This is a genomic window from Achromobacter sp. D10 (genome assembly GCF_035282245.1).
GTDB classification, from domain to species: Bacteria; Pseudomonadota; Gammaproteobacteria; order Burkholderiales; family Burkholderiaceae_B; genus Achromobacter; species Achromobacter insolitus.
This window is the reverse complement of sequence record NZ_JAYJLE010000003.1, coordinates 259,160-271,450: the sequence shown is the minus strand read 5'-3', so window position 1 is coordinate 271,450 and position 12,291 is coordinate 259,160. Positions and strand designations below refer to the sequence as shown.

The 12,291-nt window shown below is 64.4% G+C and carries 13 protein-coding genes; 6 read left to right on the top strand and 7 right to left on the bottom strand.

The window, feature by feature from the left end; all coding sequences use genetic code 11:
• Window positions 1-4: 4 nt before the first annotated feature.
• The 3 genes from VCS63_RS11495 to VCS63_RS11485 all read left to right on the top strand — a co-directional run bounded on the left by VCS63_RS11495 (window position 5) and on the right by VCS63_RS11485 (window position 4,046).
• Window positions 5-694: a response regulator transcription factor gene (locus VCS63_RS11495; RefSeq protein WP_013392535.1), complete on the top strand. Its 690-nt coding sequence runs from the start codon at window positions 5-7 to the stop codon at window positions 692-694.
• Window positions 695-809: 115 nt separating this feature from the next.
• On the top strand, window positions 810-2,189 hold the full coding sequence (locus tag VCS63_RS11490; protein ID WP_108912863.1) for a sensor histidine kinase: 1,380 nt from the start codon (window positions 810-812) through the stop codon (window positions 2,187-2,189).
• A gap of 195 nt (window positions 2,190-2,384) precedes the next feature.
• Window positions 2,385-4,046: an MFS transporter gene (locus tag VCS63_RS11485; protein WP_042792638.1), complete on the top strand. Its 1,662-nt coding sequence runs from the start codon at window positions 2,385-2,387 to the stop codon at window positions 4,044-4,046.
• Window positions 4,047-4,466: 420 nt separating this feature from the next.
• Here the strand turns inward: VCS63_RS11485 and VCS63_RS11480 are convergent, their stop codons facing one another.
• On the bottom strand, window positions 4,467-4,676 hold the full coding sequence (locus VCS63_RS11480) for a hypothetical protein (protein WP_042792637.1): 210 nt from the start codon (window positions 4,674-4,676) through the stop codon (window positions 4,467-4,469).
• Window positions 4,677-4,826: 150 nt separating this feature from the next.
• Here VCS63_RS11480 and VCS63_RS11475 point away from each other — a divergent pair, with 150 nt between their 5' ends.
• Window positions 4,827-5,726: a recombination-associated protein RdgC gene (locus tag VCS63_RS11475; protein ID WP_063641651.1), complete on the top strand. Its 900-nt coding sequence runs from the start codon at window positions 4,827-4,829 to the stop codon at window positions 5,724-5,726.
• 75 nt (window positions 5,727-5,801) lie between these two features.
• On the opposite strand, the gene VCS63_RS11470 is transcribed toward VCS63_RS11475, so the two are convergent.
• From VCS63_RS11470 to VCS63_RS11450, 5 genes are all read right to left on the bottom strand, one after another.
• Entirely contained in the window at window positions 5,802-7,238 is a 1,437-nt protein-coding gene (locus tag VCS63_RS11470) for a diguanylate cyclase (RefSeq protein WP_042792636.1), read from the bottom strand.
• A 142-nt stretch (window positions 7,239-7,380) separates the two neighbouring features.
• Window positions 7,381-8,673 (bottom strand): aspartate carbamoyltransferase, encoded by a 1,293-nt coding sequence (locus tag VCS63_RS11465; protein ID WP_063641653.1) that lies wholly within the window; start codon window positions 8,671-8,673, stop codon window positions 7,381-7,383.
• A gap of 97 nt (window positions 8,674-8,770) precedes the next feature.
• Window positions 8,771-9,184 carry a hypothetical protein gene (locus VCS63_RS11460; RefSeq protein ID WP_042792635.1) on the bottom strand — a complete coding sequence of 138 codons (414 nt, stop codon included), beginning with the start codon at window positions 9,182-9,184 and terminating at the stop codon, window positions 8,771-8,773.
• Between the two features lie 3 nt (window positions 9,185-9,187).
• Window positions 9,188-9,619: a BPTD_2524 family lipoprotein gene (locus VCS63_RS11455; RefSeq protein ID WP_323879795.1), complete on the bottom strand. Its 432-nt coding sequence runs from the start codon at window positions 9,617-9,619 to the stop codon at window positions 9,188-9,190.
• A 234-nt stretch (window positions 9,620-9,853) separates the two neighbouring features.
• Window positions 9,854-9,985, bottom strand: a complete 132-nt coding sequence (locus VCS63_RS11450; RefSeq protein ID WP_042792633.1) for an entericidin A/B family lipoprotein — start codon at window positions 9,983-9,985, stop codon at window positions 9,854-9,856.
• Between the two features lie 179 nt (window positions 9,986-10,164).
• Between VCS63_RS11450 and VCS63_RS11445 the strand changes: the two genes are divergently transcribed.
• Complete coding sequence (locus VCS63_RS11445) at window positions 10,165-10,524, top strand: hypothetical protein (RefSeq protein WP_042792632.1); 360 nt, start codon at window positions 10,165-10,167, stop codon at window positions 10,522-10,524.
• A gap of 64 nt (window positions 10,525-10,588) precedes the next feature.
• Window positions 10,589-10,996: a hypothetical protein gene (locus VCS63_RS11440; RefSeq protein WP_042792631.1), complete on the top strand. Its 408-nt coding sequence runs from the start codon at window positions 10,589-10,591 to the stop codon at window positions 10,994-10,996.
• Window positions 10,997-11,008: 12 nt separating this feature from the next.
• Here VCS63_RS11440 and VCS63_RS11435 read toward each other — a convergent pair whose 3' ends face one another.
• A complete protein-coding gene (locus VCS63_RS11435) occupies window positions 11,009-12,280 on the bottom strand; it encodes a TIGR03862 family flavoprotein (RefSeq protein ID WP_238914371.1) in 1,272 nt (423 codons plus the stop codon).
• Window positions 12,281-12,291: the final 11 nt, after the last annotated feature.

Below are 12,291 nucleotides of genomic sequence, written 5' to 3'. Positions count from 1 at the left end.
GCCCATGCGTATCCTGATCGCCGAAGACGACAGCATCCTGGCCGACGGCCTGTCCCGTTCGTTGCGCCATAACGGTTACGCCGTGGATGCGGTGCGCGACGGCCTGGCGGCCGATTCCGCACTGGCGGCCCAGGCCTTCGACCTGCTCATCCTGGACCTCGGCCTGCCGCAACTGGCCGGGCTGGAGGTGCTGCGCCGCCTGCGCGCGCGCAATTCCGCCCTGCCCGTGCTCATTCTGACCGCCGCCGACAGCATCGAACAGCGCGTCAAGGGCCTGGACCTCGGCGCCGACGACTACATGGCCAAGCCCTTTGCGCTATCCGAGCTCGAGGCCCGCGTGCGGGCCCTGACCCGGCGCGGCGCGGGCGGCGGCGCCACCATGATCAAGCACGGCCGCCTGTTGTTCGACCAGACGGGCCGCGTGGCCATGGTCGACGACCAGACCCTGGACCTGTCGGCGCGCGAAGTCAGCCTGCTCGAAATCCTCCTGACCCGCAGCGGCCGCATGGTCAGCAAGACCCAGCTCGTCGACCACCTGTGCGAATGGGGCGAGGAAGTCAGCACCAACGCCATCGAGGTCTACGTCCACCGCCTGCGCAAGAAGCTGGAGCCCAGCGGCGTGAAGATCGTGACCGTGCGCGGCCTGGGCTACTGTCTTGAGCGGGACCAGGGTGCGGCGTACCTCGCAAGCTGAAGCGGCGCCGCCGGAAGCGCTGAACCAGGAAGCACTGGATGTGATGCGGGCCGGGGCCAAGGGCCCGAGCTTCGCACCGCCGCAACGTTCCCTGCTGGGCGAAATCCTGGACTGGATGCTGGCGCCGCTATTCCTGTTGTGGCCCATGAGCGTCGCCATTACCTATGTGGTGGCGCAGAACATTGCCAACGTGCCTTATGACCGGGCGCTGGCCAACAATCTCCACGTGCTGACCCTGCAGGTCCACGCGCAGGACGGCCGGGCGGTGCTGAAGATGACCGACACCGCGCGCGAGGTGCTGCACGCCGACGAGACCGACAGCGTGTTCTGGCTGGCGCTGGGCAGCCGGGGCGAATACCTGGGCGGCGACCGCGCCCTGCCCCTGCCTTCCACCGTGGGCCAGCCCCGCCCCGGCGAAGTGCAGTACGAAGACGCGACCTTGCGCGGGTTCGGGATCCGGCTCGCGTTCACCTGGGTGGATCTGCACCTGCCCGATACGCAACCGGCCCTGCTGATTGCTGCGGAGACTGTCGAAAAACGCACGCAACTGGCCAACGACATCATCAAAGGCGTGATCATCCCGCAGTTCGTGGTGCTGCCCGTCGCCGTGCTCCTGGTGTGGTTCGGGCTGTCGCGGGGCGTCGCACCGCTGAACGCGCTGCAGCAGCGCCTGCGGGCACGCCGTCCGGACGATCTCTCGCCGATCGACGAACGCGCCGCGCCCACGGAAATCGCGCCCCTGGTGGCCGCGATGAACGATTTGCTGGACCGGCTCTCGTCCAACGTGCAGGCGCAACGCCGCTTCGTCGCGGACGCCGCGCACCAGCTTAAAACGCCGCTGGCCGGCCTACGCACCCAAGCCGAGCTGGCGCTGCGCGACGCCAGCCCCGAGGAAATGCAATCCAGCCTGCGCCAGCTCGTGACCGGCTCGGAACGCGCCACGCGCCTGGTAAACCAGCTGCTGTTGCTCGCGCGGGCTGAAAACCCAAGCGCCATCGGCCTGACCCGCACGGACCTCAACACCATTGCCTATGAACAGGCCATGCACTGGGTGCCGCAGGCGCTATCGCTGAATACCGACCTGGGCTTCGAGGGTTCGGACCACCCGGTGGAGATCAACGGCAATCCGCTGCTGCTGGCCGAGCTGCTCAACAACCTGGTCGACAACGCGCTGCGCTACACGCCGCGCGGCGGCCACATCACGGTGCGCGTGCAAAGCCTCGGCGGGCATGCGGTGCTGGAGGTCGAGGATTCCGGCCCCGGGATCCCGCCCGAAGAACGGGAACGCGTATTCGACCGTTTCTACCGTGTGCTGGGTACCGCGTCCGACGGCAGTGGCCTGGGCCTGGCAATCGTGCGGGAAATCGCCCAGAAGCATCAGGCCAGCGTCGAAATCAGCGATCACCCCACGGCGCACTCAGACCTGCCCGGCATGCGGGTGCGCGTGGTTTTTCCGCTGTATGCCGAGGCCCCGGACTCCCCGACCGCCCCCTAGGACTATCCCTAGCGTCCCGGGCTAAAGTTACTCGTTGTTTCAATTTTAAGATTCAAGTAAGGATCTCGTCAGAACCTCGTCAGCCTCGCCCCCCAATGTTGCGTATAGCTCAATGTCGGCTCACCGGCGGCGGGCGGAGCACGGCGGACCACCGCCGGCCACAAAAACCGAGGAGACATCATGAGCACAACAACCATGGCAGGCCGCGGTCCATCCGCGGATCCGCGCCCGATGACCAAGGATGAGCGCCGCGTCATCTTTGCGTCGTCGCTAGGCACGGTTTTCGAGTGGTACGACTTTTACCTCTACGGCTCGCTCGCAGCCATCATCGCGCAACACTTCTTCTCGGGCGTGAATCCCACCGCGGGCTTCATCTTCGCCCTGTTGGCGTTCGCCGCCGGTTTCGCCGTGCGTCCGTTCGGCGCGCTGGTGTTCGGCCGCCTCGGCGACCTGGTCGGACGTAAGTACACCTTCCTGGTCACGATCGTGATCATGGGCCTCTCCACGTTCCTTGTGGGCGTGCTCCCCAGCTATGCCAGCATCGGCCTCGCGGCTCCCGCCATCCTGATCGTCCTGCGCCTGTTGCAAGGCCTGGCGCTGGGCGGCGAGTACGGCGGCGCCGCGACCTACGTCGCGGAACACGCGCCCCATGGCCGCCGCGGCTTCTACACGTCCTGGATCCAGACCACCGCGACCCTGGGCCTGTTCCTGTCGCTGCTGGTCATCCTCGGCATCCGCACGTTCATGGGCGAAGACGACTTCAAGGCCTGGGGCTGGCGCATTCCGTTCCTGATCTCGGTCGTCCTGCTGGGCATCTCGGTGTGGATCCGCCTGCAACTGAACGAATCGCCGACCTTCCAGCGCATGAAGGATGAAGGCAAGGGTTCGAAAGCGCCCATCGCCGAATCGTTCGGCCAATGGAAAAACCTGAAGGTCGTGATCCTGGCGCTGCTGGGCCTGACCGCCGGCCAGGCCGTGGTCTGGTACACGGGCCAGTTCTATGCCCTGTTCTTCCTGACGCAGACGCTGAAGGTCGACGCCAATACCGCCAACATCATGATCGCCATCGCGCTCCTGATCGGCACTCCGTTCTTCGTGGTCTTTGGCGCCCTGTCGGACAAGATCGGCCGCAAGCCCATCATCATGGCAGGCTGCCTGATCGCCGCGGTGACCTACTTCCCGATCTTCCAGGGCATCACGCACTTCGCCAATCCGGCGCTGGAAAAGGCCCAGGCTTCGGCTCCGGTCACCGTGATCGCGGATCCTGCCACCTGCTCGTTCCAGTTCAACCCCGTAGGCACCGCCTCGTTCACCAGCTCTTGCGACGTGGTCAAGTCGTTCATGGCGCGCAACTCGGTGAACTACAAGAACGAAGCGGCGCCTGCCGGCTCGGTCGCCAAGGTCAAGATCGGCAACGACGAGTTCGCCTCGTTCGACGGCAAGGCCCTGGCCCCCGCTGACTTCAAGGCCAAGGCCGCCGAACTGGACAAGTCGCTGACCTCCGCCATCCGCAGCCACGGTTATCCCGCCAAGGCTGATCCGGCCCAAAGCAACAACGTCATGGTCGTGGTGCTGCTGACCATCCTGGTGATCTACGTGACCATGGTGTACGGCCCGATCGCCGCCATGCTGGTGGAAATGTTCCCGACGCGCATCCGCTACACGTCGATGAGCCTGCCCTACCACATCGGCAACGGCTGGTTCGGCGGCTTCCTGCCCCCGGTCGCTTTCGCCGTGGTTGCCGCAACCGGCAACATCTACGACGGCCTGTGGTATCCGATCATCATTGCAGTCATGACCCTGGTCATCGGCACGCTGTTCGTGCGCGAATCCAAGGACAACGACATCAACGCCTAATCGACCATCCCCCGCCGGACGGGACTGCTGCGCCCGCCCGGCCTTTCAAAAGCTCCGCATGGAGCTTTTTTTTTTGCGCCGGATCAAGGCAGTTGCAGCCCCTGGCTTCCCAGGGCAACAAAGAAGTCCGGACTTTCAGGACCATGTCAGACCCGCGCCATTAGACTGAGCGCTCAGATTACGGCCTTGCGCCAGATCGACCGACGATTGATCCCCCTGTCGGACGATTGCAGGGCCAGTGTTCTGACACCGATACCGCGTTCCCCGCGAGCCTTTTATGACGCGGTATTGCGTGCTCCCGTACCGGCCCGGCCCTCATTGAGCCGGGCCGCTTTTTTTGTCCAGGCACAAGCAAATGGCGGCCGCATAGCGGCCGCCATCGTCAGATCGCGCAAGCGGCCCTTCGGGGGCCGTTGGCGCTTAGCGGCGCATGCCTACGCCGATGGCCACCACGCCGGCCACGATGGCCGCAATCCCCGCCCACGCGGGAATCGCCACCGACTTTTCGGTCTCGGCCGTGGCCTTTACCGAGCCGATCTGCAGCACGGTCTCCTCGGACTTGTAATTGAAGCCCTTGTAAGCCAGGGCGGCAACGCCCAGGACAATCAGGATGGCGCCGATGATCTTCATTTTTTATCTCCAGTTCGACATTGCTGCCGCGGACATTAGCGCATAGCCCTGCCGCTGTCAGTGACAGAAGGTGTCGCGTCGCGCTGCGGTATTGCCGCACTTCGGCAAAGCGCCCGCGTCGTATAGAATCAACCCTTTTGGCCGACGCTCATGTGGTTCAAGAATCTCAAGATTTATCGCCTCTCCTCGCCGTGGACGCTGGTCGGCGACCAGCTTGAAGAAACGCTCGCGCGGCATGCCTACCAAACTGGCAACAACCTCGAAATGCAAAGCCTGGGCTGGGTTCCTCCGCGCGAGAACGGGGGTCTGGCCCATGTGGTCAACGGCCAGATCCTGCTGAGCCTGCGGGCCGAAAAGAAGCTGCTGCCCGGTACCGTGGTGAACCAGGTCGCCAAGGCCCGCGCCCAGGAAATCGAAGAGCAGCAAGGCTACAAGCCGGGCCGCAAGCAGATGAAGGAAATCAAGGAACGCGTCACCGACGAGCTCCTGCCGCGCGCTTTCAGCGTGTACCGCGATACCCGCGTCTGGATCGACCCGCAAAACCACTGGCTGGTCATCGATGCCGCCGCCTCGGCCAAGGCCGACGAAGTCATCGGCCTGCTGGCCAAGTGCGTGGATCCCTTCCCGCTCGAAAACCTGTACGTCGCGCAATCGCCGGCCTCCGCCATGACCGGCTGGTTGGCCGAGGACGAAGCTCCGGCCAACTTCTCCATTGACCAGGACACGGAGCTACGCTCCTCTGGTGAAAGCGGCGCGGCCATCCGCTACGTCAAGCATTCGATCGACGCCGATGATGTGCGCCGCCACATCCAGTCGGGCAAGCAGTGCACCCGCCTGGCCATGACCTGGGCAGACCGCATCTCCTTCGTGCTGACCGAAGGCCTGGACGTCAAGCGCGTCGCGCCCCTGGACGTGCTGAAGGAAGGCAACGAAGGCGTGGCTGCCAACGACGACGAAAAGTTCGACTCCGACATGATGCTGATGACGGGCGAACTGGCCAAGATGATGGCCGAGCTCGTCGAAGCCCTGGGCGGCGAAAAGAAAGTGTAAGACAGCCGGCGCCAGCGCGCCCGGCATGCAGGCCGCCCCCACCGGGCGGCCTTTCTTTTTGAAGCGGCGGTTTTCTCAGGCCGCCACGGCGCGGTCCCGGCCGGCCTGCTTGGCCTGGTAGAGCGCCTTGTCGGCCCGATCGATCAGGTAGGCATAGTCCGGATGGCCGTCGAACGTCGCCACGCCGATGCTGGCAGTAATGTGCAGCGGCCCAGCCTCAGGGATGTTGAAGACATGGCGGCGGATCTCCGCGCCCAGCTTCTCGGCCGCGGCCAACGCGGCTTCCTGCGCGGCGTCCACCAGCACCACCAGGAATTCTTCGCCCCCGTAACGGAAGACAAAGTCGCTGGACCGGCACGACTGGTGCAGAACCTCGGCAAACTGACGCAGCACCTGGTCGCCGCCAGAGTGGCCATGCTGGTCATTGATGGCCTTGAAATGGTCGATGTCCAGCAACAAAACGGAGAACTCGCTGCGCTGGCGCCGCGCAATCGAAATCTCACGGCCCACGACGGAGGGCAAGAAACGCCTGTTCAGCACGTTGGTGAGCGGGTCGCTACCGCTCTCGATCTCGGCCACCATGTCGAACAGGCCATTGAGCAGATGCTTGATACGCGCCACGAGCTCCTGCAATTCGCGCACGAGATCTGGCATCACCGCGGCCTGCCCCTGCTCCTCGCCCCGCATGAGCTGGGGCAGCACCACGCTATCCAGTTGCGCAACCGCGTCGGTGATTTGCTGCAGGCCCGGCGCGCTTTCGAACATCGCACCGCCTTTGTGCTGCAGCCATAATCCGAATTCCGAAGCTGCCAGCCGCGGCAGGCTTTGCCCAGGCGCTCGGTAATGCAGGCCGATCAACACGGCCTGGCTCCATTCCAGCAAAGCGGCGCGTTGCCGCTCGCGTTCCGTGGAAATGTTCTGGCCCAAGGCGAAAAGACGGTAGGCCTCGTCGTTGCGGGCGCCGCGATTGATGTCGCGCATGAAGGCGCGGCTCATCTGCTCGACCGCCAGGTCGAACAGATTGCATACGTATTGGGTCGCGATCGATGCGGCCATGCCGTCCAGATCGCTGGCGCGCAGCCGCAGCGCGATTTCGTTCTTCAGGATGCGGGCCCCGGCCATCACCAGGTGGATGGGGATATGGACGCGGGCATGCACTTCGCCGACCTTCTTCTGCGTCGCCATCAGGACGCCAATGTCGCCCTGGTCGCGCACGCACAGCAGTCCCTTGAGCCAGCGCGTCATGCCTGCATGCAGGCGGCTAGACACGATTTCATGCGACAGGCGCGGGCCTGCCTCGGCATCGGCCAGCAGCGTGGAATAAAAAGCGTCGACCAGTTCGGAAAGACTGTCGCCAACCACCGCGGCAACCTGCCCGCGCGTATAGGCGTCGACTGACTGGTACACCGCTACCCAGGCCTGCTCGTTGGAGGCGCTCAGGTAGCACGCCTGGCTGGATGCGCCCGGCCGCTGCCCGGAAAGTAACGGGACGTCGATACTGCTTGAAGACATAAGAAATCCGCCCAAAGGCTCCATGGAGTGTCCGGAAACGACACGCGACAGGAAAAGCCAGCGCGGATTATGCTTGAAAATACCGGGCCGGAACCGCCCCACGGCCGGCGCCATAGGGGTATTCGGCCCGACGCCGCCGCCCTTAGTCCAGGCCGTGGAAAGTGGAATCGTCCGGTCCGACGTGCGACGGATGCTGCCAGGTAACGTCACGCAGGGAATGCTGGACCAGCCCCTCGACACCCAGCAATACCGCGAAGATCGCCATGCGGATGGGGATGCCGTTATCGGTCTGGCGGAAGATGGCCAGGCGCGGATCGTGGTTCAAGTCCACGCTCAAGTCATTGGCGCCGGGGCGGCTGTCGCGCGGCAGCGGATGCATCACGATCGTGTCCGGACCGCAGTAGGCATCGATGATGGCGCGGTTGATCTGGAAGTCAGGCGTATAGCCTTCGTTTTCTTCATTGGCGAAACGCTCTTTCTGCACGCGCGTCGCGTAGATCACGTCGGCGCCGGCCAGGCCTTCGGCCAACGAGCTCTTCTGTTCAATGATGTTGCCGTTGCGGCTGGCCTGCTCGATGATGTAGGACGGCATTTCCAGTCCCTTGGGCGACACCAGCGAGAACTTCACGTTCTTGTACAGCGCCATCAACTTGATGAGGGAATGGACGGTGCGGCCGTACTTCAGGTCGCCGACCATGGCGATATGGGCGCCATCCAGCAGTTTGCCCAGGCGCGAGAACTCCGTCAGGATCGTGTACAGGTCCAGCAAGGCCTGGCTGGGGTGCTCGCCCGGGCCATCGCCGCCGTTGACCACGGGGATATTGGTGGCGCGCGCGAACTCGGCGACCGACCCCTGGTCTGGATGGCGGATGACCATGGCGTCGACGTAGCCGCTCATGACGCGACTAGTGTCATAGATCGACTCGCCCTTGGCCATGGACGAGAACGTGAAGCCGGTGGTGTCGCAGACCGATCCCCCCAGGCGGCAGAACGCGGAACCGAAACTGACGCGCGTGCGGGTACTGGCTTCGAAGAACAGGTTGCCCAGCACCGCACCTTCCAGCACGCGGGACACCTTCTGCCGGCGGGCGATGGGCTGCATCATGTCGGCCACGCGGAACAGATCCTCGACGGATTCTCGCGTGAATTGGTCCACCGACAGCAGCTGGTGCTTGCCCTCGACCGCGATACGGTCACGCAGCGGGCCTTCTTGTACGCTTTGCGTATATTTTTCCAGCAAGACGCCGTTCTGAACGATTTCGCTGACGAAACGCTGCACCACTTCCGGCATGGCGCGGAATTCCTGGGACCCCTCGGGCAACAACCAGGTATCCAGCGCGCGGCGTTTGACGCCGATGCGGGTCGCGAACACATCGCGGGTGAGATTCAGGCGCCGCATGGCGTCGCGCAGGAAGGCTTGCTGGGAAATGGTCATGACGGGCCCCGAACAGGAGATTTATATACGCACTGCGCATATTATTCTCAACACAAGTTCAAGTCCAACAATTTTGCGCACACGGGTTTACCCCGAATTACCGCCTGGCGTAGGCCGTAGTCGTCTGCGGGGTGTCCGTGACGGCCTGCCCGGCCGCGAGCCAGCAGGCGGCGCAGAAGGCCAGCGCGCTTACCAGGTAGCAGAACATGGCCAAAAGCTGGGCGGGCCAATGGCCGCGCGTCAGATGTCCGTTGTAGCCCTGGCGCAACAGGCTGACCTGCGCCAGGTAGGCAAACAGTAATCCCAGGCAGCCGACAAGGAGGCCGCCCAACAGCAAGGCCAGCGGCAATTGCAGGTCCGGCGCCGCGATATCGCCTCCCACCACGCCCAGGGAAAAGCCCGTCAGGAGCAGCGCCGCTCCCCCATTGAGCCATCCCAGAAAGCGGAACGCCCCCGCCAGCAGCGAGAACGACAGGCCGCTGGCTCGGATCTGCTGGGAGCGAGCGTCCATCGATCAGCCTTCGCTGCCCTTGCGGCAGACCGGCGTGGCACTCTGAATGGAGGTCTTGGCAGCGGCGATTTCGGCCGCGTCCCAGCGGCCTTCGCCCAACACCGTGACGGTTACCTTGGAGGTCGAGGGGCTGGCGCTTTCGGCGGATATCAGTTCCAGCACTTTGGCGGGTTCCGACACTTTATAAAGCTGCACCTCGTCAGGCGCGCCCTTTTCGCCCTTTACGTGGCGCCAGGCATAGGCGACGTTGTAGGCATGCTGCACCTGCACGTGGCAGGTGCGCACGTACTCGCCTGCACGGCGGAAAGCGGCTTCGTAGTTGGTGTTGACGGTGAATGTCTCCGTCACCACGGCATCGGACTCGTAGACCCCTTTGCTCGCGCAACCGGCCAGCAGAGCCGCAAACGCCATTCCCACCCACAAAGACTTGCGCATGACACTTCCCACGATCGAATTCAACTCCGGAATTATGCCAGTGGAGGGGCCCCCACGCTGCGCGCGCGACGCGCGCTTGCTGCCCCCGGGGGGGCGCGTTTTGCCTTGGGGCGGCCCGGCGGCAAAACGGGGTACCTGCCGCCCCGCCGTCTCTTGAATGGCAAAAAAAAGCCGCGGGAGCTGCTGGGCAGATCTCGCGGCCTTGGCCGGCGTGGCGGCGCATGGAATAAGGGCCTACTTGGTGGCAGCGCCCTCTATCTTCTCGCCGCCCCTCTGGATGTCCTTGCCTGCCCCCGCGACGGTGTTGCAACCCGCCGAGAGGGCGGCGATCGAAAGCAACATGACGAGAAAGACTTTGTTCTTCATAGACATCTCCTGTCTGGGCTTGGAAAGTAAAGCCAGCATACCGCAAAGACCCATATTTGGGCATAGCCGCACCCCAGCAACCGCAAGCGCTGCGCGCGAGTCCGGCAGCGATCAAACAGCGTTGAAAAGGCTTGCGTCCGCCTGTCGCGCAATTGCCGCTAATCGATTAGGATTCGCAAATGACCAAGAAACACGCATCGCAAAACACTGGTTCCGCCCCTCAGGGCTGGGGCTGGGAACAGCCGCAATGCCGCGGGCAGGCGGCTTTGGCGCTCTTTATCGACGATCTCCATCGGATTTTGCAGGCGCATGCTGCCGGCAAGCTGGCTGAAAGCAGCACGCTGGCCGACGCCCAGCGCAACGTCAACGAATTGCTGGCTCGCTACAACGAAATTGGCGCGGCGCCGGATATTTTCCTCGGACAATCGGTCGAACTCAAAGAGGGCGTCGACCGCGACGGGGTATCCCATACGGTACCTATTTTTTCAGCCCGTCTGAAACAATCCTTGGTATCAATGTTGGGCCAAGGCCCAGCCTGAATATCGACCGGCTTGGCATCACGCCCCAGGGCCATAACCAGAACAGACAGCAGGAGACCGCACCATGACGAATACCGACAATGTCGTAGAGTTTCTGCGATTGCTGTCGCTGGATGTCTCCCTGGGCGCCGCCGCCCAGCATGCCGCAAGCCAGGCGGACGCTCCCCTGGCGCTGGCCCGGCTGGCCACCGCGCATGGGTTGCCCTGCAATGCGTCTGACTGGTCTGCCTTTGCCCGCAGCTGCCTGGACAGTTCCGAGCAGATCGATCCGGACACCGTTCCCGCGGAGGCCACCATCTGGCAGTTGGTGCAAGACCCTGCGCACGGCACCGATATCCCCGCCAGCGCAATTACCCGCGTCATTGGCATCATCACGCAGCCCGATGGCGGCGCACCCGTAGTGGGCCATGTCGTCGGCGACCTCGCGCCGCGCGCCCCGCTGGGGCTGGCGCCCTATTCTTCGGGCTCCTGAGCCCGTGCGGGCTCAGGCTTCGGGCGATAAGCGCCCGGCCGACCGCAGGAACGCCATTACTCCCGAAGCCGCGGCCACGCCGCTGGCCATGCAGGCCGTCAGCAGGTAGCCGCCTGTCGGCGCTTCCCAATCCAGCATTTCCCCCGCGCAGAATACGCCGGGAATCCCGCGCAACATCAGGCGGGAATCCAGCGCATCGAACGACACGCCGCCCGCGGTGCTGATCGCCTCGTCGATGGGACGCGCGCGCGACAGGCGCAGCGGCAGGGCCTTGATGCGAACACCGAGGCGCTCGGCGTCCCGGAAGTCTTCCGCCGTGGCGCATTCACGCAGCAGCCCCGCCTTGACTCCGGTCAGTCCCAACCGGCTTTGCAGATGGCTGGACATCGAACGCGACCCGCGCGGATGCGTCACCGCCGCCATCACCTTTTCCTGCGGCCAATCCGGGGCCAGATCCAGCAGTGCGATGGCATGCCCATCGGCCTCGATCCGGTCGCGCAGGGGCGCCGACAAGGCGTAGACCAGGCTGCCTTCTATGCCACTTTCCGAAACGACGAATTCTCCCTGCCTGGCCAGCGCCTCTCCCGCAGCGGTCTTGCAAACCATGGCCACGGACTTTACGGGCTGCCCTGCATAACGCTCCCGGAAATGGTCCGACCACGCCACGTCAAACCCGCAATTGGCAGGACGCAGCGGCGCTACGGCAACGCCGTGCGCTTGCAGGCCGCCCACCCAGGCGCCATCCGACCCCAGCTTGGCCCAGCTGCCGCCACCCAAGGCCAGCACCACGGCGTCAGCCGCATAGACGCGTTCGCCCTCGGGTGTCTCAAAACGCAGCACCTCGGCGCTGGGTCGCGAATCCACAGACCACCCCAACCAGCGATGCCGCATATGCAGGCGCACACCGCCCGCACGCAGCCTGGCCAACCACGCCCGCAGCAAGGGCGCCGCCTTCATCTCCTGGGGAAACACCCGCCCGGAGGATCCCACGAAGGTCTGGATACCCAGGCCATGCGTCCATTCACGCAGGCGGGCCGCATCCAGCAGTTGTAGCCACGGGGCGACATGAAGCGAGCGGTCGCCATAACGCGCCAGGAACGGCTGGGCCGGTTCGCTGTGGGTCAGGTTCAAGCCGCCCCGTCCCGCCATCAGGAACTTGCGCCCTACCGAGGGCATTGCGTCAAACACGTCCACCTGCACGCCTTGCGCGCTCAGGCGTTCGGCGGCCATCAAGCCGGCAGGGCCTCCGCCGATGACGGCAACGCGCAGCGGAAGCCGACTCATGGCGCCGGCGC